The 21,810-nt window shown below is 65.8% G+C and carries 17 protein-coding genes; 11 read left to right on the top strand and 6 right to left on the bottom strand.

Features of this window, described 5'->3' with window-relative positions; genetic code table 11:
• Nucleotides 1–22 precede the first annotated feature (22 nt).
• From MTX35_RS21300 to MTX35_RS21285, 4 genes are all read left to right on the top strand, one after another.
• Nucleotides 23–1,036, top strand: coding sequence for an ABC transporter ATP-binding protein (locus MTX35_RS21300; RefSeq protein ID WP_243596877.1), 1,014 nt, complete (start codon nucleotides 23–25; stop codon nucleotides 1,034–1,036).
• Nucleotides 1,033–1,803 (top strand): ABC transporter permease, encoded by a 771-nt coding sequence (locus MTX35_RS21295; protein WP_243596876.1) that lies wholly within the window; start codon nucleotides 1,033–1,035, stop codon nucleotides 1,801–1,803. Before MTX35_RS21300 ends, MTX35_RS21295 begins: the two co-directional genes overlap by 4 nt.
• Nucleotides 1,804–1,992: 189 nt before the next feature.
• Nucleotides 1,993–5,718 carry an ABC transporter ATP-binding protein gene (locus MTX35_RS21290; RefSeq protein WP_243596932.1) on the top strand — a complete coding sequence of 1,242 codons (3,726 nt, stop codon included), beginning with the start codon at nucleotides 1,993–1,995 and terminating at the stop codon, nucleotides 5,716–5,718.
• Between the two features lie 110 nt (nucleotides 5,719–5,828).
• The gene (locus MTX35_RS21285) at nucleotides 5,829–9,620 is read left to right on the top strand and encodes a multifunctional oxoglutarate decarboxylase/oxoglutarate dehydrogenase thiamine pyrophosphate-binding subunit/dihydrolipoyllysine-residue succinyltransferase subunit (RefSeq protein WP_243596875.1); all 3,792 of its coding nucleotides are present in this window, start codon (nucleotides 5,829–5,831) and stop codon (nucleotides 9,618–9,620) included.
• A gap of 273 nt (nucleotides 9,621–9,893) precedes the next feature.
• Here MTX35_RS21285 and MTX35_RS21280 read toward each other — a convergent pair whose 3' ends face one another.
• Nucleotides 9,894–10,547: a TetR/AcrR family transcriptional regulator gene (locus MTX35_RS21280; RefSeq protein WP_243596874.1), complete on the bottom strand. Its 654-nt coding sequence runs from the start codon at nucleotides 10,545–10,547 to the stop codon at nucleotides 9,894–9,896.
• Between the two features lie 69 nt (nucleotides 10,548–10,616).
• On the opposite strand from MTX35_RS21280, the gene MTX35_RS21275 reads away from it, so the two are divergent.
• From MTX35_RS21275 to MTX35_RS21265, 3 genes are read left to right on the top strand one after another with little or no spacing between them, the layout of a single operon-like run.
• Complete coding sequence (locus MTX35_RS21275; protein WP_243596873.1) at nucleotides 10,617–12,188, top strand: NAD(P)/FAD-dependent oxidoreductase; 1,572 nt, start codon at nucleotides 10,617–10,619, stop codon at nucleotides 12,186–12,188.
• Nucleotides 12,185–13,018: an SDR family oxidoreductase gene (locus MTX35_RS21270; RefSeq protein ID WP_068053168.1), complete on the top strand. Its 834-nt coding sequence runs from the start codon at nucleotides 12,185–12,187 to the stop codon at nucleotides 13,016–13,018. The genes MTX35_RS21275 and MTX35_RS21270 overlap by 4 nt, the downstream gene beginning before the upstream one ends.
• A gap of 8 nt (nucleotides 13,019–13,026) precedes the next feature.
• Complete coding sequence (locus MTX35_RS21265; RefSeq protein WP_243596872.1) at nucleotides 13,027–13,983, top strand: alpha/beta hydrolase; 957 nt, start codon at nucleotides 13,027–13,029, stop codon at nucleotides 13,981–13,983.
• On the opposite strand, the gene MTX35_RS21260 is transcribed toward MTX35_RS21265, so the two are convergent.
• Entirely contained in the window at nucleotides 13,939–14,832 is an 894-nt protein-coding gene (locus MTX35_RS21260; RefSeq protein ID WP_243596871.1) for a glycine betaine ABC transporter substrate-binding protein, read from the bottom strand. The two genes, MTX35_RS21265 and MTX35_RS21260, sit on opposite strands and share 45 nt — an antisense overlap.
• A gap of 207 nt (nucleotides 14,833–15,039) precedes the next feature.
• On the opposite strand from MTX35_RS21260, the gene MTX35_RS21255 reads away from it, so the two are divergent.
• From MTX35_RS21255 to MTX35_RS21240, 4 genes are read left to right on the top strand one after another with little or no spacing between them, the layout of a single operon-like run.
• Nucleotides 15,040–16,014: an ABC transporter substrate-binding protein gene (locus tag MTX35_RS21255; RefSeq protein ID WP_243596870.1), complete on the top strand. Its 975-nt coding sequence runs from the start codon at nucleotides 15,040–15,042 to the stop codon at nucleotides 16,012–16,014.
• Nucleotides 16,014–17,165, top strand: coding sequence for an ABC transporter ATP-binding protein (locus MTX35_RS21250; RefSeq protein ID WP_243596869.1), 1,152 nt, complete (start codon nucleotides 16,014–16,016; stop codon nucleotides 17,163–17,165). The genes MTX35_RS21255 and MTX35_RS21250 overlap by 1 nt, the downstream gene beginning before the upstream one ends.
• On the top strand, nucleotides 17,162–17,827 hold the full coding sequence (locus tag MTX35_RS21245) for an ABC transporter permease (RefSeq protein WP_243596868.1): 666 nt from the start codon (nucleotides 17,162–17,164) through the stop codon (nucleotides 17,825–17,827). The genes MTX35_RS21250 and MTX35_RS21245 overlap by 4 nt, the downstream gene beginning before the upstream one ends.
• Nucleotides 17,824–18,516: an ABC transporter permease gene (locus MTX35_RS21240; RefSeq protein ID WP_243596867.1), complete on the top strand. Its 693-nt coding sequence runs from the start codon at nucleotides 17,824–17,826 to the stop codon at nucleotides 18,514–18,516. The genes MTX35_RS21245 and MTX35_RS21240 overlap by 4 nt, the downstream gene beginning before the upstream one ends.
• Before the next feature lie 80 nt (nucleotides 18,517–18,596).
• Here the strand turns inward: MTX35_RS21240 and MTX35_RS21235 are convergent, their stop codons facing one another.
• The 4 genes from MTX35_RS21235 to MTX35_RS21220 form a co-directional block, all read right to left on the bottom strand.
• Entirely contained in the window at nucleotides 18,597–19,802 is a 1,206-nt protein-coding gene (locus MTX35_RS21235) for an NADP-dependent malic enzyme (RefSeq protein ID WP_243596866.1), read from the bottom strand.
• Nucleotides 19,803–20,036: 234 nt separating this feature from the next.
• A complete protein-coding gene (locus MTX35_RS21230) occupies nucleotides 20,037–20,324 on the bottom strand; it encodes a hypothetical protein (RefSeq protein WP_243596865.1) in 288 nt (95 codons plus the stop codon).
• Nucleotides 20,321–20,935 carry a MarC family protein gene (locus MTX35_RS21225; protein ID WP_243596864.1) on the bottom strand — a complete coding sequence of 205 codons (615 nt, stop codon included), beginning with the start codon at nucleotides 20,933–20,935 and terminating at the stop codon, nucleotides 20,321–20,323. Before MTX35_RS21225 ends, MTX35_RS21230 begins: the two co-directional genes overlap by 4 nt.
• Nucleotides 20,932–21,768 (bottom strand): PHP domain-containing protein, encoded by an 837-nt coding sequence (locus tag MTX35_RS21220; RefSeq protein ID WP_243596863.1) that lies wholly within the window; start codon nucleotides 21,766–21,768, stop codon nucleotides 20,932–20,934. Before MTX35_RS21220 ends, MTX35_RS21225 begins: the two co-directional genes overlap by 4 nt.
• Nucleotides 21,769–21,810: the final 42 nt, after the last annotated feature.

The following is a 21,810-nucleotide window of genomic DNA, read 5'->3' as shown; positions in this document are numbered from 1 at the left end:
CGGCCAGGGGGAATGCGCACAGATGACCAGCTATCCGGGAGCGGCGCTCGAAGCGCAAGCACTGACCAAGCAGTTCGGCACAGTTCGCGCGGTCTCGGACCTGAGCTTCGTCGTGCCGCGGGGCACCGTCACCGGATTCCTCGGCCCCAACGGATCGGGCAAGACGACAACGCTGCGCATGCTGCTCGGACTCGTGGCTCCCACCTCGGGTGTCGGCCTCGTCAACGGCGCTCCGTTCCGAACGGCGACCCACCCGGCTCGCACGGTGGGAGCCGTCCTCGACTCTCTGAGCCTCCACCCCAAGCGCACTGCAGCACATCACCTGAAGATCTACACCGCCGCGATCGGCGTGCCGGACAGTCGCTCCCTCGACGTGCTGCATCTGGTGGGCCTCGGTGACGCCGCCGACCGCGCCGCAGGCGGCTTCTCCCTCGGCATGCGACAACGCCTCACATTGGCGACCGCGCTGCTGGGGGATCCGGAAATCCTCGTGCTCGACGAACCCGCAAACGGTCTCGACCCCGAAGGAATCGCCTGGCTCCGCGACTTCCTGAAGGCATTCGCAGCGTCGGGGCGCACTGTGTTGGTATCGAGTCACATCCTGCGGGAGATCGAGCAGACCGTCGACAACCTGGTGATCGTCAGCGCCGGTGCACTCGTGTACCAGGGTTCCATCGCGCAACTGCGATCGACGCGTCCGAGCCGCGTCCTCGTTGCCGCATCGGACCCCGCGGCCCTGGCATTGGCGCTGGCATCGAGCGGGTTCAACGACAGCCAACTGCTGCCCGACGGACGCATCGGCGTCGCCGGTCCCGACGCGGCCACGATCGCCCGCATCGCGGCCGACGCCCGGGTGACGATCTTCGGCACCACCGGTGAACACGTCGACCTCGAGCAGGTCTTCCTCTCGATGACAGCGGGCCAGTACACCGCGACACCCGTTCCGCAGAATCCGTACGGCGGGCCGCCGCAGGGTTACGGTCCACCGCCGGGCTACGGCCCACCGCCGCAGAACTGGAACGGGGGTCCGCGATGAACGCGTTGCTGACGTCGGAGATCCGCAAGGTCACGACGCTGAAGTTCTGGTGGGCACTGGCCATCGCACCGATCGTCGTCGGGGTGTTCGCGTCCGTCATCACGTCGGTGATCGCGAATCAGCTGGGCGAATTCGAGGAGGACCTCGACATTTCCGGCGGGGTCGCGTCGATCGGCCTCTACGTCGCCGCCGGTGCCGCGATTCTGTTCGCCGGCATCTTCGGTGCCGTCAACGCCGGAACCGAATTCCGCCACAAGACCATCACCACCAGCTTCCTGACCGCTCGCGGCCGCGACGGGGTGATCGCCGCCAAACTCATCGTGACAGCGCTGTTCGGGCTCGGGTACGGCCTGGTGGTACTGCTGGCCAGCTTGATCTGCCTGCTGATCTTCAACGAGCGGACAGTGCTGTTGGACGGCGCGTTCATCGGCGTGGTGGCGTCGTGCCTCCTCGCCGTCGTGCTGTGGTCGATGATCGGCGCCGGCCTTGGTCTGCTGCTCAAATCTCCGACGTGGGCCGCGATCGTGCTCGTCGCGTGGCTGCCGTTCGGCGAGGGCCTGATCTCGTTGATCCTGTTCGGACTCGGGCTCGGATCGGTCGCCGTGGCGCTCCCGTCGAACCTGACCCTGCCGACCATGGCAGCGACTCAACTCGACGACGCAGGCGATCTGGCGTCGTGGCCGTGGGCACCGCTCGGTCTCGCGCTGTGGGCCGCAATTCTCATCGGTGTCGGCTGGTTTCTGGCCCGCACCCGCGACATCGACTGAGGTCGGTGAGGGACCAGGTGTTCGCAGGCGAACCGTGTCGGTGCTCGGGTCTACCGTGTTCTATCGATGGCACACAGTAATGCGGTGAAGGACCGTGCGGCACCCGGCCGCAGCTCGTCGGCACTCGACGGCGCAGAACCCGCGTCGAGTGCTCGGCGCGGGTGGATCAGACGTCTGATCGCGCAGTGCATGCTGCATCGGCGCACCGCACTCGGCGCGCTGGGCGTGACGATGATCGCCGCAGTCATAGACATCTCGTTCCCGCTGCTCACCCGATTGGCCATCGACGACGCGACCGCAGGCAGGGGCGAGAAGATCGCCACCGTCGCCGCCGCCATCGCACTGTTGGGTGTGGTGCGGTTCGCGTGCCAGTTCGGTCGACGCATGCTCGCCGGCCGGCTCTCGATCGACGTCCAGCACGATCTGCGCCTCGACCTGCTCGCCTCACTGCAGCGACTCGACGGACGCAAGCAGGACGAGATCCGCACCGGCCAGGTCGTCTCCAGGTCGATCACCGATCTGCAACTGGTGCAGGGCCTGCTGGCCATGGTGCCCCTGTCGGCCGGAGCCGTTCTGCAGTTCGTACTGGCACTGGTGGTGATGGCGTATCTCTCGCCGCTGCTCACCGTCGTCGCGGTCCTCATCGTCCCCGCGGTGAGCATCGTCGTCTATCGCATTCGTCCGACTCTCTTCGCGGCCACGTGGTCGGCGCAACAGCGCGCAGCGGATCTGGCCCAACATGTCGAGGAAACCGTCACCGGCGTTCGAGTGGTCAAGGGGTTCGGGCAGGAAGCCCGGGCGGTGGACCGCATCGAAGCGCTGGGCCGCACGCTCTTCGCCGAGCGCATGCGGTCGGCCAAGATCAACTCGCGCTTCGCCCCCTCGATGGCCACCATCCCCCAACTCGGCCTCGTCGGAGTCATCGCCCTTGGCGGTTACCTCGCCCTGCAGGGTCACATCACCATCGGCACGTTCCTGGCGTTCGCCACGTATGTCGCGACGCTGTCCGCCGTCACCCGCACCGTCTCCTCCGTGGTGATCATGGCCCAGCTCTCCCGCGCGGCCGTCGAGCGCGTCTACGAGGTGGTCGACACCGAACCGTCCGACCCAGAACCTTCGAAGCCGGTCGCGCTGCCCGACGGCCCGCTCGGTGTCCGCATCTCCGAGGTGACCTTCGGATTCGAGCCCGAACGCGATGTGCTCACCGGCCTCGACCTGAGCATCTCGCCCGGGGAAACCGTCGCCGTCGTCGGACACGCGGGCTCGGGGAAGACGGCACTCGCCCTGCTGCTCCCCCGCTTCTACCGACCGTCGGAGGGGCACATCGAGCTGACGTCCGACGGGACGGCCATCGATATCGACGACCTCGACTCGACGTCGCTGCGCGCGGCGGTGTCGCTGGTGTTCGACGAGCCGTTCCTCTTCTCCGACACCATTGCCGCCAACATCGCCCTCGGTAGGCCCGACGCCACCACGGAGGAGATCGAGAACGCGGCGCGCCTGGCGCAGGCGTCGGCCTTCATCGACGCGTTGCCCGAGGGCTACGACAGCCTCGTCGGCGAACGCGGCCTCACCCTCTCCGGCGGTCAGCGCCAGCGAATAGCCCTGGCCCGCGCTCTTCTCGTCGAGCCGCGCATTCTGATCCTCGACGACGCCACCTCCGCGGTGGACGCCGAGACCGAGGCATCGATCTTCGACGCGCTGCGCGGCGTCCGTACCCGAGCGACTCTGGTGCTCGCGCATCGGCGCTCGACCCTGACCCTGGCCGACCGCGTCGCCGTCCTCGACAACGGTCGCATCATCGACACCGGAACTGTGGACGAGCTGGATCAGCGTTGTCCGCTGTTCCGGGCCCTCCTGGCCGGCGGCGACGGCGAATCGAACGACTACGCCGCCTCGGAGCCGACCGCGAGCCCGTCCGCCGAGATGCTCTGGCCCGACACCTCTCCGGAATCGTCGGTCGCAGCCGCGACACCCGCGCCCGGAGGCGGCGGTGGTCACGGAACTGCGATGGCCGGGGCATTCGGCTCGCTCGCACCGACACCGGCGATCTCGCAGGCAGTCGCGGCACTGCCGCCGGCCACGGAGCAACCAGGCGCATCGGGAACCGAACTGCGTCGACCCGACCCGGAGTTCCGGTTGTCGCGATTGCTGAGCCCGGTGCGATTGTTGCTCGCGGGTGTGGTGGTGCTCCTCGCACTGGACTCGCTGGCCTCGATCGCCTTTCCCTCTCTCGTTCGCTATGCGGTGGACAGCGGAGTGGCGAGCGGAGACTCCAACACCCTGTGGATCGCCACCTCGATCGGCGTCGTGCTGGCAGCGGCGAGTTGGTTCGTCGTCTGCTGGACGACGGTCATCACCGCGCGCGCAGGTGAGCGAGTGCTCTTCGGACTCCGTGTGCGTAGCTACGCGCACATTCAGCGGCTGGGTCTCGACTACTACGAGCGCGAACTGTCGGGCCGCATCATGACCCGGATGACCACCGACGTCGACGCGCTCTCGTCGTTCATCCAGACCGGCGCATCGACGGCGGTGGTGAGCGTGCTGACCGTCGTGGGCATCGCGGCCGCGCTGCTGTTCACCGACCCGGTCCTCGGGTTGGTGGCACTTGCCGTGGTACCGCCTCTCGCCGTCGCCACCGTGATCTTCCGGCGTGTCTCCTCGGCCGCGTACTCGACCTCCCGCGAGCGCATCTCGATCGTCAACGCCGATTTTCAGGAGAACGTCACGGGACTGCGCGCCGCGCAGGCGTACCGACGCGAGGAGTACGCCGCGTCCCGGTTCGCCGAACGCTCCGACCGCTACCGGGCGAGCCGAATGCGATCGCAGACCGCCATCTCGGTGTTCTTCCCGCTCATCACTCTGCTCTCGGACATCGCGCTCGCCGTCGTGGTGTTCGTCGGCGCACACCAGATCGCCACGGGCACCACCACAGCGGGCACCCTCGTGGCGTTCGTGCTCTATCTCGGGCTGCTCTTCGGACCGATCCAGCAGCTCTCGCAGGTGTTCGACGGCTATCAGCAGGCCCGGGTCGGTATCGGCCGGATCGGCGACCTGCTGCGCACCACGAGTTCGATCGAAACCGCCACCGCTGCGGCCACCACGGCGCTTCCCGACGGACGCCTGCGCGCCGATGTCGATCTCGTCGACGTCGGCTTTCGGTATGCCGGAGCACACTCCGATGCCCTCAGTGAGGTAAATCTCACCATCCCGGCGGGCACCACCGTCGCGTTGGTCGGACGGACCGGGGCAGGTAAATCCACGGTGGTGAAACTGCTGGCCCGGTTCTACGATCCGACCTCCGGGTCGGTACGAGTCGGTGGCCACGATCTGCGCGACTATCGCCTCTCGGACTACCGGCACCGACTGGGCGTCGTACCGCAGGAAGCCCATCTGTTCACCGGAACGGTCGCGTCGAACATCGCCTACGGCAGGCCCGATGCCAGCCGCGCCGACATCGAGGACGCGGCTCGATCCGTGGGGGCACTGAGCACCATCGCTGCACTTCGAGGCGGTATGCATCAACCGGTCGGCGAGCGTGGCCAAGGGTTGTCGGCGGGTCAACGCCAGCTGATCGCACTGGCCAGAGCCGAGTTGGTCGACCCGGACCTCCTCTTGCTCGACGAGGCCACCGCCACCCTCGACCCCGCAACCGAACGCACGGTGCTCGCGGCCGGCACTGCCGTCGCGCGTACTCGAACGGCCGTGATCGTCGCGCACAGATTGGCGACCGCCGCGCGAGCGGATCTGATCGTGGTGGTCGACGGCGGCCGTATCGTGGAACAAGGACGGCACTCGGAGCTGCGGGCCCAGGGCGGCTTCTACGCGAAACTGTGGACTGCAGCCGAAACGAACCGGGGGAATAATTCGATAGTCCAAGGAGTCATCGACAACGAGGCCGATGGTTACCGGTGAGTACATATCACAGCTACGTCCCGGACGCACGTGAGCTGGACCAACGGTCTAGCCTGGACACGTACGCGCGCTGAACGGGAACGAAGACAGAAACGAGGCGAACTACTGCCGTGAGCAGCAGCTCTACTACCCAATTCGGACAAAACCAATGGCTGGTCGACGAGATGTACCAGCGATTCAAGAAGGACCCCTCATCCGTCGACGCGAGCTGGCACGAGTTTCTGTCCGGTTACGACCCCGATGCAGTGACCGACGAGACCACCGGCTCCAACGGTGCGGCCGGTAACGGCGCAGCCTCGAACGGTAGCTCGACCAAGTCCGCTCCCCCCGCAGCACCCGCGCCCCCAGCCAAGCCGGCCGCCTCTGCTCCCGACAAGGCCGAAGCACCGAAGGCAGCACCGAAAGCTGCCGCTCCCAAGGCCGAAGCCTCGAAGCCTGCCGCTGCTGCCAAGCCCGCCGAGAAGAAGGCAGCTCCCGCCAAGTCTGCTCCCGCCAAGCCCGCCGCAGCAGAGTTCGGTGAAGAGTCGAGCAAAATTCTGCGTGGCGCTGCCGCAGCGGTGGCGAAGAACATGTCTGCCTCGCTGCAGATTCCGACTGCAACCAGCGTGCGTGCGATCCCGGCCAAGCTCATGGTCGACAACCGCCTGGTCATCAACAACCACCTGGCACGTACCCGCGGCGGCAAGATCTCGTTCACGCACCTGCTCGGCTATGCGATCGTGCAGGCCGTCAAGGCGTTCCCGGGCATGAACCGCCACTTCGCCGAGGTCGACGGAAAGCCGAACGCCGTCACCCCGGCCGCGATCAACCTCGGTCTCGCGATCGACCTGCCCGGCAAGGACGGTAACCGTTCCCTCGTCGTCGCTGCCATCAAGAACACGCAGGACTTCACGTTCACGCAGTTCTACAACGCGTACGAGGACATCGTGCGACGTGCCCGCGACGGCAAGCTCACCGGTGAGGACTTCCAGGGCGTCACCATTTCGCTGACCAACCCCGGCGGAATCGGCACCGTGCACTCGGTGCCACGTCTGATGAACGGTCAGGGTGCCATCATCGGCGCCGGTGCCATGGAGTACCCGGCCGAGTTCCAGGGTGCCAGCGACGAGCGTCTCGCCGAGTTCGGCGTCGGCAAGCTCATGACGCTGACCTCGACGTACGACCACCGCATCATTCAGGGTGCAGAGTCGGGCGATTTCCTCAAGACGATCCACAACCTGCTGATCAGCGACGAGTTCTACGACGAGCTGTTCCACTCGCTCAAGATCCCGTACGAGCCCATTCGTTGGCGCAAGGATCTGCCCGAGGGCACGGTCGACAAGAACACCCGCGTGCTCGAGCTCATCGCGGCGTACCGCAACCGTGGCCACCTGATGGCCGACACCGATCCGTTGCAGTTCACCAAGGACAAGTTCCGGATGCACCCGGACCTCGACGTGATCAGCCACGACCTCACGCTGTGGGACCTCGACCGCGAATTCAAGGTCGGTGGATTCCACGGCAAGGACAAGATGAAGCTGCGGGACGTGCTCAGCGTTCTGCGCGACTCGTACTGCCGCCACGTGGGCGTCGAGTACACCCACATTCTCGAGACCGAGCAGGTCTCGTGGCTGCAGGAACGCGTCGAGGCCAAGCACGTCAAACCGACTGTGGCGCAACAGAAGTACATCCTGAGCAAGCTGAATGCCGCCGAGGCATTCGAGACGTTCCTGCAGACCAAGTACGTCGGCCAGAAGCGTTTCTCGCTCGAAGGTGCCGAGTCGGTCATCCCGATGATGGACTCCGTCATCGACCAGAGCGCCGAGTACGCCCTCGACGAGGTCGTCATCGGTATGCCGCACCGCGGCCGTCTGAACGTGCTCGCCAACATCGTCGGCAAGCCCTACTCGAAGATCTTCACCGAGTTCGAGGGCAACATGAACCCGGCCGCCGCACACGGCTCCGGCGACGTGAAGTACCACCTCGGTGCCGAGGGCACGTACATCCAGATGTTCGGCGACAACGACATCAAGGTCTCGCTCACCGCGAATCCGTCGCACCTCGAAGCCGTCGACCCCGTCCTCGAAGGTCTCGTCCGCGCCAAGCAGGATCTGCTGGACAAGGGCACCGGTCAGGGCGGCTACTCCGTACTGCCGCTGATGCTGCACGGCGACGCTGCATTCGCCGGCCAGGGCGTCGTCGCCGAGACGTTGAACCTGTCCGATCTGCGGGGCTACCGCACGGGCGGCACCGTGCACATCGTCGTCAACAACCAGGTCGGCTTCACCACCTCACCGGAGTTCTCGCGTTCGTCCGAGTACTGCACCGATGTGGCGAAGATGATCGCTGCGCCGATCTTCCACGTCAACGGCGACGACCCCGAGGCCTGTGCCTGGGTCGCTCAGCTCGCGGTGGACTTCCGTCAGAAGTTCCACAAGGACGTCGTCATCGACATGATCTGCTACCGCCGTCGCGGTCACAACGAGGGCGACGACCCGTCGATGACGCAGCCGGCGATGTACGACGTGATCGACACCAAGCGCAGCGTCCGCAAGAGCTACACCGAATCGCTCATCGGCCGTGGCGACATCTCGCTCAAGGAAGCCGAGGACGCACTTCGCGACTACCAGGGCCAGCTCGAACGCGTCTTCAACGAGGTACGCGAACTCGAGAAGTACACCCCGGAGCCGAGTGAGTCGGTCGAACTCGACCAGCAGCTGCCGGCCAAGCTCACCACCGCGGTCGACAAGGCCGTGCTGCACCGCATCGGCGATGCGCACCTCGACGTTCCCGACGGGTTCAACGTGCACCCGCGCGTCAAGCCGGTGCTCGAGAAGCGTCGCGAGATGGCGCACGAGGGCAAGGTCGACTGGGCCTTCGGCGAACTGCTCGCACTCGGATCGCTGGTGGACGAGGGACGCAACATCCGCTTCTCCGGCCAGGACACCCGCCGTGGCACGTTCACCCAGCGCCACTCGGTGATCATCGACCGCAAGACCGGTGCCGAGTACACCCCGCTGCAGAACATCGGCAGCGACAACCCCGGCAAGTTCATGGTCTACGACTCCGCGCTCAGCGAGTTCGCAGCCGTCGGCTTCGAGTACGGCTACTCGGTGGGCAACCCGGACGCACTGGTGATGTGGGAAGCGCAGTTCGGCGACTTCGTCAACGGTGCGCAGTCCATCATCGACGAGTTCATCTCCTCCGGTGAGGCCAAGTGGGGTCAGCTCTCCGACGTCGTGCTGCTGCTGCCGCACGGCCACGAAGGTCAGGGTCCCGACCACACGTCCGGACGCATCGAACGCTTCCTGACGCTGTGTGCCGAAGGATCGATGACCGTCGCGCTCCCCTCGACCCCCGCGAACTACTTCCACCTGCTGCGCAGGCACGCGCGTGACGGCATTCGTCGCCCGCTCATCGTCTTCACCCCGAAGTCGATGCTGCGCAACAAGGCAGCAGTGAGCAATATCGAGGACTTCACCGACGGCAAGTTCCACTCGGTGTTCGACGAGCCCACCTACGACACCGGCACCGGCGACCGCAGCGCGGTCAAGCGAGTGCTGATGGTCAGCGGCAAGCTCTACTACGAGCTTCTCGCTCGCAAGCAGAAGGACAATCGCGACGACGTTGCGATCGTTCGCGTCGAGCAGCTCTACCCGGTGCCGGTCCGCCGCATCCGGGAAGCACTCGAGAGCTACCCGAACGCAACCGAGTTCCGTTGGGTTCAGGAAGAGCCTGCGAACCAGGGTGCGTGGCCCTTCTTCGGTCTCGCACTGCCCGAGCTCATGCCCGAGAAGCTGGTCGGCATCAAGCGCATCTCGCGTCGCGCAATGTCCGCCCCGTCGTCGGGATCGAGCAAGGTGCATGCCGTCGAGCAACTGGAAATCATCGACGAGGCCTTCAACAAGGTCGGCGAAGACTAGACAGTTCGGTAACAACAGCGGCCCACTCCTTCGGGGGTGGGCCGCTGTTGTCGTTTCCGGGCTCCCCCGACTTCACCGTCAATGGACCACTACATGTGTCTGAGGAGTGCAACGGTCCATTGACGCACACCTCGGTTGTGCGTGAATGGACCCTCGCATACGTCTGAGGGGTGCAACGGTCCATTGACGCGGCAGGGGGGGCGGGGGAGGGCACCGGGCAGGGGGCGTCGGTCAGGGGCGGGGATCAGGGGGCGGGGGCGGGGCCGGGGGCGCTCAAGCGTCGGTGTCCGCGTCGGCTCCCAGGAGTGCGGAGATCATGCCCGGTGCCAGGGCCACGGCGGGCAGGGCGTTGACATTGAGGTCGATGAGTTCTTCGCGAGTGATGTGCGGATCCCGGAGCCAGGTGATGGTCGCTTCCTCCACGAAGGCGATCCAACCGCGGACGGCGAGGTCGATGGTGGGGGTCACTTCCATGTCGAGTCCGGCGAGTTGCGCGAGGGTGCGCTCGGCCATGGTGGTGCGAGTCTGCTCGAACACCTCGCGCATCAGGGGATCTCCGCTCGCGGTGCCACGCAGCAGGGAGATGAACGTATCGCGCTTCTCGGCGACGTAATCGACGTAGTTGGCTATGGAGTCGCGCAGGATCTCGAAGGGGTCGAGTTCGGGATCGGGAGCAGTGCGCTCGATCATCGACCGGGACGCCTCACGAACTATTTCCAGGTGAAACTCCTGCTTGGAGGCGAAATAGTGGAACAGTAGACCCCGGGAGACGCCTGCTTGGTCTGCGATGTCCTCGACGGAGATCTGCTCGAGAGGGCGGTCGGCGAGCATTTCGGTCCCGAGCTCGATCAGTTGCGCTCGTCGTTGCTGCGGACTGAGCCTGGTCCTCTTCGTGGTCGATGCGCCGGGGCTGTTCACGAACGCCATGCAACCACTCTACTGAATGTTAGTCAATAACTATTGACTCACACTCAATAAGCTTCTACGCTCCCCTACATGAGTCTTCCCGTAACAGATACTTCGGACCGTGCAACGACGCCGCGTCACGTCGATACGCTGATCATCGGCAGCGGCTTCGCCGGCCTCGGTGCCGCGATCAAGCTGACGAAGGCAGGCAAGAAGGACTTCGTCGTCATCGAACGCGGCCACGATGTCGGCGGCACCTGGCGCGACAACACCTACCCCGGTGCCGCCTGCGACGTGCCGTCGCACCTGTACTCGTACTCGTTCGCCCTGAACCCGGACTGGACCCGGTCGTTCTCCACGCAGCCCGAGATCCAGAAGTACATCGCCGGAGTCGCGCGCAAGTACGGCGTCATGGACAAGCACGTATTCGGCACGGACGTGACCTCGGCCCGCTGGAACGCGGAGACCAACCGCTGGGATGTCGAGACCACCTCCGGCAACTACACCGCGAAGATCGTCGTCTCGGCCGTCGGCGCACTGTGCGAGCCGAACCTGCCCGACATCAAGGGCATTCACGACTTCAAGGGCGACGTCTTCCACTCCGCCCAGTGGAACCACGACGTCTCGCTCGCCGGCAAGCGCGTCGCCGTCATCGGCACCGGTGCGTCGGCGATTCAGATCGTGCCGGCCATCGCAGGCCAGGTACAGCATCTCGACGTGTACCAGCGCACCGCGCCGTGGATCCTTCCCCGCGCCGATCGGCCGTACACCAAGCTGGAGCGCTTCGCCTTCAAGCACGTTCCCGGATTCCAGCGTCTCTCTCGCGCCGGCATCTACGCGATGCGTGAGACCCAGGTCGTCGGTCTGGCCAAGGCTCCGGCCTTCATGAAGCCCCTGCAGTGGGCGTCGGAGAACCACTTGCGCACCCAGATCAAGGACAAGGCGCTGCGCGCCAAGGTGACGCCGAACTTCCGCATCGGCTGCAAGCGCATGTTGATCTCGAACGCGTACTACCCGGCACTCGCCCAGAGCAACGTCGACCTCGTCACCGACGGCATCGCAGAGGTGCGCGAGGGCTCGATCGTGACCAAGGACGGCACCGAGCGCCCGATCGACGCGCTCGTGGTCGCCACCGGCTTCCACGTCACCGACTCCCCCGCCTACCAGGGCATCACCGGTAAGGACGGTCGCACGTTGGCCGAAACCTTCGACGACGGTGGCCAGCAGGGCTACAAGGGCGCAGCGGTCGCCAATTTCCCCAACATGTTCTTCCTGGTGGGGCCCAACACCGGCCTCGGACACACCTCGATGGTCTTCATGATCGAGTCGCAGATCAACTACCTGGTCGACGCGTTGAACACCATCGACAAGCACGACATCGGCACCATCGAGGTGCGCAAGGACGTGCAGGACGAATACAACGTCACCCTGCAGGACCAGCTGTCCAAGAGTGTCTGGATGAACGGCGGGTGCGCCAGCTGGTACCTCGACAAGCACGGCAACAACACGACACTGTGGCCGGGCTTCACCTTCGAGTTCCGCAGAATGACCAAGAACTTCGATCTCGATGCGTACCGTAGCGTCGCTACCGCAGACCTGCCCTCCGGATCGTCGGCCAACACCTCCGCCGGCAACAACACAGACAAGGTGTCCGCACGATGAGCACATTCACAGGCAAGGTCGCCGTAGTCACCGGCGCGGGTTCGGGAATCGGCCGGGCTCTGGCCCTCGAGCTGGCCGGGCGGGGAGCGAAGTTGGCACTGTCCGACGTCGACACCGCAGGACTGGATGAGACGGTCCGACGCGTGGAGGCGTTGGGTGCCGAGGTCAAGTCGGATTTCTTGGATGTGTCCCAGCGCGAGACCGTACTGGACTACGCCGAGGCCGTCGTCGCGCACTTCGGCAAGGTCAACCAGATCTACAACAACGCCGGGATCGCGTACCACGGTGACGTCGACAAGTCCTCGTTCAAGGACATCGAGCGCATCGTCGACGTCGACTTCTGGGGAGTCGTCAACGGCACCAAGGCATTTCTGCCGCACATCCAGGCCTCCGGCGACGGCCACATCATCAACATCTCCAGCCTCTTCGGCCTGCTGGCCATGCCGTCGCAGTCCGCGTACAACGCTGCGAAGTTCGCCGTCCGCGGATTCAGCGAGTCGTTGCGGATGGAAATGCTGATCTCCAAGGCACCGGTCAAGGTGACCGTGGTGCATCCCGGCGGCATCAAGACCGCAATTGCCCGCAACGCCACGGTCGCCGAGAACTTCGATCAGGCCGACGTGGCCAAGTTCTTCGACAGCAAGCTCGCCAAGACCACCCCGATCGACGCGGCGAAGACCATTCTCAAGGGCGTCGAGAAGGGCAAGGGCCGCGTGCTCATCGGTTCCGACGCGATCGCCCTCGATCTGCTGCAGCGCATCACCGGTTCGCGATACCAGGGCCTGATCGCGGCGGTATCCAAGCGCGCGTTGCCGCGCACGAAGAAGTAGGCGCGCCCGTGAAGTCTTTCTACGTTCCCCTGCCGATCGTCGCGGCGGCACTGAAGCCGTTCTACCGCCTTGCGCTCAATCCGCGCCTGTCTTTCCGGGCGCAGCGGGCACTTCTCGAGGCCGCGGCTCCGGCGCAGACCCTTCCGCACGGAACGGTCTCGCAGAAGTTGACGCTCGCGGGACGCAAAGCCGAGCGTGTCACCGTCGGTGCGACCGAACGCGACACGGCAATCCTCTACCTGCACGGTGGCGCATACACGATCGGTTCGATCAACACGCACCGGTCGCTCGCGGCGCATCTGGCGCGGGAATCGGCCAGCGCGGTCTACGTGCTCGACTACCGGTTGGCCCCGGAGAACCCGTACCCGGCAGGTCTGGACGACGCCGTGGCGGCATTCCGCGAGCTGGTCCGATCCCACGGATTCACAGCCGAGCGCATCGCCATCGCAGGCGATTCGGCCGGTGGCGGTCTGACCGTCGCCACCGCCCGGCGGCTGGTGGACGACGGCACCAGCCCGGCGGCCCTCGGGCTGATCTCGCCCTGGGTCGATCCCGGTGCGCGCGACGCCGTCAAGGATCGCGATCTCGTGGTCAACACCGGATGGTCGTACAGCTCGGCCGATGCCTATCTGGGTGCAGGCGATCCACTGGACCAGGGCTTCGCCCCACTGCTGGGAAACCTGGACGGCCTGCCGCCGATCGTCATGCACGTCGGCACCGACGAGGTGCTGTACGCGCAGATCACCGCGTTCGCGGACAAGCTGCGACTGTCGGGCGTGGAACTCGAGCACGTGGAGTACAAGAAGCTCTGGCACGTGGCCCATCTACAGGCATCGATCCTGCGTGAGGCGGCTCAGGCCGTCCAGCACATGGGCTCGTACCTCGGCCGCAAGGTCAGAGCCACCCCAGCGGTCGGAGCGTCACAGGTTGCGCTCACCGAGCCAGCGACCGGCGACCTCGCCTGACGGAACACCACTGCGGACCTCGCCGATCATGTCGGCGAGGTCCGCTGTCGTCAGCTCCCCCGCCACCACCGAGAACGACTCGAGCGCACTCTCCTCGAGCACCCCGTTGGAATAGAGCGGCACCACGTTCTGCGCTGGGTAGACGCTGTCGTCGTCGGGCAGCGTTGTCAGGTCCTTCGCCAGCGGGCCGAACGACGCGGTGCGAATAGCAAGTGCGGCCACCGCCCCGGAATTCAGCTCGTCGACGGCGAACTGTGCGTCCGGATACACCATGAACTCCGAGAAGCCGGCCCCGGTGAAGCTCGGGCTGCCCACACCCTCTGTCCTGACGTCCATCGGATGTACCTCCCCCTCGACCGTCCCTACCGTCACGTCGGTACGACGCAGAAATTCGGCCACCGTCGTTCCGTCGTCCACCGCATTGCCCGACGCCACCGCGATGGCAAGCCGATCCTCTGCCGTCGCGTAGTCCCCCACCGACAACCCGGCGGGCAGTGATCGGTTCAGTTCGGTGTACACGTCCTCGGCCTCGGTTGCCGATGATGTGGCGTCGAAGGTGCGGAGCAGGTCCCCGGTCAGATCGGGAACCATCGTCACCTCACCGCGGTCCAGCGCCGCGAGGTAGTCGGCCCGATCTCCCAGGTCTTCCTTCACCTCGACGTCCGTTCCCGTCGACCGCAGCCCCCCGGCGTAGATCTGGGCGAGCAGCTGCGAGAGGTCGGTGCTGCCCGCTCCGACGACTATGGGCCCGGAAGCCGGGTCGGTCGACGCGCCCGCACTGCAACCGCCGAGCAGCCCGGCGATCGACATCGTCAGGGCGGCTACCAGAACCGACGAACGCACTGTCATTTTCTCCTGTTCACTGCCCGGATGGTTTACCGATCTCGGCCGCGGGGCACTAGTGCGAACGAGACGGTAGTCGAACCAACCTTATGGGCACGCCGAATTCGACTACCATCCCGAGCAGCCCGAGTCCTGGTTCCTTCGATACCCCCGCAGCGCGAGTGGGGTCGAAGGAGATGGGTAGGACTGTGCCCGAACCGATGGAAGGACATCATGACCACCTCCCGAATCACGCGCGCGTTCTCCGCTCCGAGGGCAGTGGCTGCCGTTGCCGCACTCGCTCTCTCGGTCACCGCACTGACCGCCTGCGGCGGAAATTCGGACCCACTGTCCAGCGGTGGCGGCGAGAGCAACAGCGACACGAACTCCATCATCATCGGCTCGGCAAACTTCCCCGAGTCCGAGACCGTGGCGAACATCTACGCCGAGGCGCTGCGCGCCAACGGCTTCGACGTGAGCACCAAGCTCAATATCGGCAGCCGCGAGGCGTACATCCCTGCGTTACGCGACGGGTCGATCGATCTGATCCCGGACTACACCGGAAACCTGCTGCAGTACTTGGACGAATCCGCCACCGCCACGTCCTCCGAGGACGTTCTGGCCGCATTACCCGACGCACTGGGTGACGAACTCACCGTGACGGCGCAGGCTCCCGGCGAGGACAAGGATGCCGTCGTCGTCACTCGTGAGACCGCCACCGAGCGCAACCTCACCACCATCGGCGACCTCGCTCCGTTCTCGTCCGAGGTGACCTTCGCCGGTACCCCGGAATTCCAGGAGCGCACCGGCGGTCTGCCCGGTCTGCGCGACAAGTACGGCCTGGACATCGCGCCCGGCAACTACATCCCGATCTCCGACGGCGGCGGCCCGGCCACGGTCGAGGCGCTGGTCTCCGGGCAGGTCGTCGCAGCGGACATCTTCACCACCGCGCCCTCGATCGCACAGAACGATCTCGTCGTCCTCGAGGACCCGGAGAACAACTTCGCCGCGCAGAACATCATTCCGGTGCTGCGCACGTCCAAGCAGTCGGACAAGCTCACCCAGGTGCTCGACGCCGTGTCGGCGCAGATCACCACCGAGGAGCTGATTGCGCTGAACACGCGAGTGTCCGGTGACGAGAAGGTCGAACCCGCGGCAGCAGCAGCGGATTGGGTCGCGGACAAGGGTCTGGACCAGCCGGTCAGCTGATGATCACCTTCGAGCAGATCAACAAGACGTACCCGGACGGCACCACGGCGGTCGACTCCCTGGACCTGGTGATCGAGCCACACTCGTTCACCGTGTTCGTGGGGCCGTCCGGGTGCGGCAAGACCACCTCCATGCGGATGATCAATCGCATGATCGCACCGACCTCGGGCGTGATCACGGTCGACGGTCGCAACATCGCGGACACCGACGCGGTGAAGTTGCGTCGCGGCATCGGGTACGTCATCCAGAGTGCCGGGCTGCTGCCCCACCGCACCGTCGTCGACAACGTCGCGACGGTGCCGGTGCTCAACGGCGAATCCCGTCGTGCCGCACGCAAGGCCGCGCTCGACGTCCTCGAGCGCGTCGGGCTCGACCCGGCGTTCGCCTCGCGATACCCGGCGCAGCTGTCCGGTGGGCAGCAACAGCGGGTGGGGGTGGCCCGCGCACTCGCCGCCGACCCGCCGATCCTGTTGATGGACGAGCCCTTCAGTGCGGTTGACCCGGTGGTTCGTGAGGAACTGCAGACCGAGATGCTGCGATTGCAGGCCGACCTGCAGAAGACCATCGTGTTCGTCACTCACGACATCGACGAGGCCGTCCGGCTCGGCGACAACATCGCCGTCTTCGGTCCGCAGGGCCGACTGCAGCAGTACGACAAGCCGGAGACCGTACTCGCTGCCCCCGCAACCTCGTTCGTGGCGTCGTTCGTCGGTCGAGATCGCGGATACCGGGGCCTGTCGTTCCGCTCGGCACAGTCGGTGACGATGCACCCGATCCACACGGCGACGCAGGACGAGATTCACGGTCTACGCCTCGATCAGGGACAGTGGGTCCTGGTGGTCGACGAGCAGCGTCGCCCGCTCGGGTGGATCGACGCGACCGGTGTCGAGAAGGTGCGCGACGGCCGAAGCATCGACGAGAGCACGGCGGCGGGAGGATCTCTGTTCCTCGAGGGCGGCGACCTGCGGCAGGCACTGGACTCGGCCATCTCCTCGCCGTCGGGAATCGGTGTTGCGGTCGATGCATCCGGCGCGGCCGTCGGTAGCGTCGACGGTGCCGAGATCCTCGAAAACCTTGCAGTCCAACGCAAGGCCGAGGACTCCGAGCGCAACCGGCACCACTTCCTCGCTACCGGGGACACCGAACAGTGACCTGGCTGTTCGACAATTTCGATGTCGTACTCGGCTACACGAAGACACACCTGTATCTCTCGCTCGTCCCGTTGTTCGTCGGGCTGGTCATCGCCATCCCACTGGGCACCGTCATTCGCAACACTCGCTGGGTTCGCCGAATCACGTTGACAGTGGCCAGTATCGCGTTCACCCTGCCGTCGCTCGCGCTGTTCGTCACCATCCCTGCAGTGGTCGGTCTACCGGTACTCGATCCGTTGAACGTCGTCATCGCTCTGACGGTGTACTCGACTGCCCTGTTGGTGCGGGCGGTGCCCGAGGCACTCGATTCGGTACCGTTCGCGGTGGTCGACTCCGCCCAGGCGATGGGCTACTCGTCGCTGCGACGAGCGGTGGCCGTCGAACTGCCACTGGCACTTCCGGTGTTGATCGCGAACATCAGAGTCGTGGCGGTCACCAACATCTCGCTGGTCTCGGTGGGCTCGGTGATCGGCATCGGCGGTCTCGGGCAGCTCTTCACCCAGGGCTACCAGCGCGATTATCCCGACCAGATCTTCGCCGGCATCATCTCGATCGTGTTCCTGGCGTTGGTGTTCGACGCAGCCCTGTACCTGCTGGGCCGTCGACTGACTCCGTGGACGCGGCTGAGCACGGGCTCATCGAAGAAGAAGGCACGCGCATGAATCTCTTCTCCGAGGCGTTCTCGTACATCCTCGACGGCGGAAACTGGGCCGGTCCCACGGGAATCGGCGCACGACTGATCGAGCACATGTGGTACAGCCTGCTGGCAGTGCTGCTCTCCGCGGCCGTCGCGGTTCCCGCCGGTCTGCTGATCGGTCACCTACGCCGCGGCGAGGCCGTCATCGTCGGACTCGTCAACGCGCTGCGGTCGCTGCCGACCCTCGGCATTCTCGTGTTTCTGGTTCTGGTGATCGGATTGGGTCTCGTCCCCCCGATCATCGCCTTGGTGCTGCTGGGCATTCCTCCGCTGTTGGCCGGCACGTACTCCGGCATCGCCAACGTCGACGCGAACGTCGTCGACGCCGCACGTGCGATGGGGATGACCGAAACCCAAGTGCTGTTTCGGGTGGAGATCCCCAACGCGCTGCCTCTGATCCTCGGCGGGTTGCGCAACACCACCCTGCAGATCATCGCCACCGCGACCATCGCGGCCTACGTCAACCTCGGTGGGCTCGGCCGCTACATCTTCGACGGGCTTGCGCTCTACGACTACGGCCGCGTTCTGGTCGGTGCCATTCTGGTGGCGCTGCTGACCTTGATCGTCGACGGCCTTCTCGCCCTTGCTGTCTGGTCGTCCGTTCCGGGAACCGGTCGTCTGCGGCGGATGCCGACCGGACTCGCGAAGGTCTGACTCGTCCGACGACGAAAAGACACCGGCGAACCACAGGCCCGGGTGGGGGCCGGGTTCGCCGGTGTTTTCTTTCCGTTTTCCTACGCGACGCCCTCGGCTCGCGCTGCTGCCGCAACTGCGTCCGCAACGGCCGGGGCGACACGAGGATCGAGTGGGCTGGGCACGATCTTGTCCGCAGCCAACTCGTCGCCGAGAACCGAGAGGATTGCCTCGGCAGCGGCGAGCTTCATGCCTTCGGTGATGCGGCGGGCACCCGCGTCGAGCGCGCCCTTGAACACACCGGGGAAGGCGAGAACATTGTTGATCTGGTTCGGGAAGTCGCTGCGTCCGGTCGCGACGATCGCGGCGTACTTCCGCGCCACCTCGGGGTGGATCTCCGGATCCGGGTTGGACAACGCGAACACGATGGAGTCCGGGGCCATCGATGCGATGTAGCTCTCGTCGACCTTGCCCGCGGACAGACCGAGGAACACATCGGCTCCGGCCAGGGCGTCGGCCGCTCCGCCGGACAGCGCACGGGGATTGGTGCGTGCCGCGAGATCGGTCTTGACGCTGGTGAGGTCGTGGCGGTCGGAGGAGACGATCCCCTTCGAGTCCAGCACCACCACGTCCCGGATGCCGGCCAGGAGCAGCATGTTCGCGCACGCGACGCCCGCTGCCCCGGCTCCGGAGATGACGACCTTCAGCTCGGAGGTACTGCGGCCCTGAATCTTCGCGGCCCCGTTGAGCGCGGCGAGGACCACGATCGCGGTGCCGTGTTGATCGTCGTGCATGACGGGGCAGTCGAGTGCCTCGATGACGCGCTTCTCGATCTCGAAACAGCGCGGTGCCGAGATGTCTTCGAGGTTGACGGCACCGAAGCTGTGCCGCAGGCGCACGATGGTCTCGACGATCTCGTCGACGTCGTTGGTGTCGAGCACGATCGGGATGGAGTCGAGACCGGCGAACTTCTTGAACAGCGCGGCCTTGCCTTCCATCACCGGCAGCGACGCGCGAGGACCGATGTCGCCCAAACCGAGCACTGCGGAGCCGTCGGAGATGACGGCGACGAGGCGATCGGTCCAGGTGTATCGCTTGGCCAACGCGGGATCGGCAGCGATGGCGCGGCTGACCTGGGCGACTCCGGGCGTGTACGCAATGGACAGATCGCGCTGGGTCTCGAGGGGTGCCGCCAACTCGACCGACAGCTTGCCGCCGAGGTGCCCGGCGAAGATCTCCTCGTCGGTGATCCCGGCGGGAAGGGCCGGTGTGGTGGGTGTTGCTGTGCTGTCTTCGACTGCCGTCACGGTGAAAGCTCCTCGCACTGTCGACCTCGACCAGCAAGGCGACGCATGTCAACGAAGTGATGATGATGGGGATGAGGGCGCTCGGAGTGCGCCAGTGCTGGCTGCAAACTGCCGAGAGCGTGTCTCGCATGTGAGGCGGGTACGCCTGCACGATCAGCGATGGGCTGTAGCCCTGTCGGTGCCCCAGTGTGCCACATCGTCGCCCTACCTGACCACAGAGTCAGGAACGGGTTCTCACTGCCACCATTGCGTCCACAGCACGAGGCCGGTAGCGACGAACACGACCATCGCCCCGAGAAACGCGGCAAATCCGCGACGGTGATCGGTGATGCGCTGGGCAATCACGGCCACGACCGCGGCGACGATATGCGCGGCGACCGAGAGACCACCCGGCCCCGGAAAACCGCGAGTGTGGCCGAGATACTGCGTGACGGCGACGGCGACGGCGAGCACCACGAGTCCCGCGGTGACGATGCCGCTGAGCCCGCGCAGGAATCGCAACCCGGCCCCTGCCCCGGTCATCCGCCGGCCACGAATCCGCGAACCGAGTCCGCGATCAACTGCACCGCGATGGCAGCGAGCAACAGTCCCGCGATGCGGGCCAACAGGGAGATACCGCCCTCTCCGAGCAGCCGGATGAGTGCCGTGGAGAATCGCAGTACGAGGAAGAACAGAACGTGAATGGTGATGATGCCCAAGGCAATTGCCAGCAACGATCCTGCGTCACCGTCGGCCTGGCTGACGTAGACGATCACGGCGGCGATGGCACCGGGGCCGGCCATCAGCGGAGTCCCGAGCGGCACGAGTGCGACGTTGACGTCCTCCGCGGCGGTGTCTCCGCCCGCGCCCTTTCCGGTCAGCAGCGACAAGGCGATGAGCAGCAACAGCAACCCGCCCGCACCCTGCAGTGCCGGAATACCGATGTGCAGATAGCTCAGGATTGCCTGGCCGCCGATCGCGAACACCGAGATGACGGTCAGCGACACCGTCGGTGCCTGCCACGCGGCCTTGTTGCGCGCTTCCTTGCTCTTGAGGCCCACCAGCGACAGGAACACCGGGATCGCGCCCGGGGGGTCCATGATGACGAAGAGGGTGATCAGCACCGTGAGGTAGAGCGTCACGTCGAATGTCATGGGCGGGCCGCCGCAACCAGTCGGTCGTAGTGCTCCGGGGCGGTGGTGTATTCGCCCAGCTTCACCGTCTTGTTGGTTCCGTGGTAATCCGAGGATCCGGTGACGATCAGATCCAGCTCCTCGGCGAGATCGGCCATCACCGCGGTGTCCTCCGGCGAGTGATCCATGTGGTGCACTTCCACTCCGCCGAGACCGCGAGCTGCCAGTTCGCGAATGTGATCCAGGTCGAGGATGCGGCCGCGGGCACGAGCTCTTGCGTGCGCGAGCACACTGACACCGCCCGCCGCGGCGATCATGTCCACCGCGACCTCGAGGGGGGTGTCGACCTTCTCGACGTAGTACTTGCCGCTGGTCGCCAACGGACCTGCGAACGCAGCGTCCATGTTCGGAACGTACCCGGCGTCGATCAGCGCACGGCCCAGGTGCGGTCGCCCGGCCGCCTCCCCGGCCGAGGCCAGCACCGCGTCGGGGTCGATGGGCAAACCGTCCGCCGCCATCTTCTCGGCAATGGCACGCAACCTCGTCACCCGCTCGCTCCGTAGACGAGCGCGCTCCCCGGCGAATGCCTCGTTCGCCCGGTCGAACAGGTACGCGAGCAGGTGCACCGGAACCGGCTCGCCGTCCTCGCCTCGTCCACTGCAGGAGAGTTCCATACCGCGCACGAGCGTCAGTCCGGACGGCAGCGCAGAGGCAGCCTCGTCCCAGCCCGCGGTGGTGTCGTGGTCGGTCAGAGCCACCACCGACAGTCCCGCTCCGGCTGCGGCGCGGACCAGCTCGGCCGGGCTGTCGGTGCCGTCGGACGCCGTCGAGTGGGTGTGGAGATCGATGAGCACCTGCACAGTGTTTCAGGCCCACTCTCTCGTCGTTTTGCTGGC

Origin of the sequence: Rhodococcus sp. ARC_M12 (assembly GCF_022810385.1) — a bacterium.
GTDB classification, from domain to species: Bacteria; Actinomycetota; Actinomycetes; order Mycobacteriales; family Mycobacteriaceae; genus Rhodococcoides; species Rhodococcoides navarretei.
Note: the sequence above shows the minus strand (reverse complement) of the source record. Positions and strands in the feature narration are given on the sequence as shown.

Coding starts and splice junctions, on each gene's coding strand:
- MTX35_RS21300 (WP_243596877.1), top strand. CDS start 23: ATGACCAGCTATCCGGGAGCGGCGCTCGAAGCGCAAGCACTGACCAAG.
- MTX35_RS21295 (WP_243596876.1), top strand. CDS start 1,033: ATGAACGCGTTGCTGACGTCGGAGATCCGCAAGGTCACGACGCTGAAG.
- MTX35_RS21290 (WP_243596932.1), top strand. CDS start 1,993: ATGCTGCATCGGCGCACCGCACTCGGCGCGCTGGGCGTGACGATGATC.
- MTX35_RS21280 (WP_243596874.1), bottom strand. CDS start 10,547: ATGGCGTTCGTGAACAGCCCCGGCGCATCGACCACGAAGAGGACCAGG.
- MTX35_RS21275 (WP_243596873.1), top strand. CDS start 10,617: ATGAGTCTTCCCGTAACAGATACTTCGGACCGTGCAACGACGCCGCGT.
- MTX35_RS21270 (WP_068053168.1), top strand. CDS start 12,185: ATGAGCACATTCACAGGCAAGGTCGCCGTAGTCACCGGCGCGGGTTCG.
- MTX35_RS21260 (WP_243596871.1), bottom strand. CDS start 14,832: ATGACAGTGCGTTCGTCGGTTCTGGTAGCCGCCCTGACGATGTCGATC.
- MTX35_RS21255 (WP_243596870.1), top strand. CDS start 15,040: ATGACCACCTCCCGAATCACGCGCGCGTTCTCCGCTCCGAGGGCAGTG.
- MTX35_RS21250 (WP_243596869.1), top strand. CDS start 16,014: ATGATCACCTTCGAGCAGATCAACAAGACGTACCCGGACGGCACCACG.
- MTX35_RS21240 (WP_243596867.1), top strand. CDS start 17,824: ATGAATCTCTTCTCCGAGGCGTTCTCGTACATCCTCGACGGCGGAAAC.
- MTX35_RS21230 (WP_243596865.1), bottom strand. CDS start 20,324: ATGACCGGGGCAGGGGCCGGGTTGCGATTCCTGCGCGGGCTCAGCGGC.
- MTX35_RS21225 (WP_243596864.1), bottom strand. CDS start 20,935: ATGACATTCGACGTGACGCTCTACCTCACGGTGCTGATCACCCTCTTC.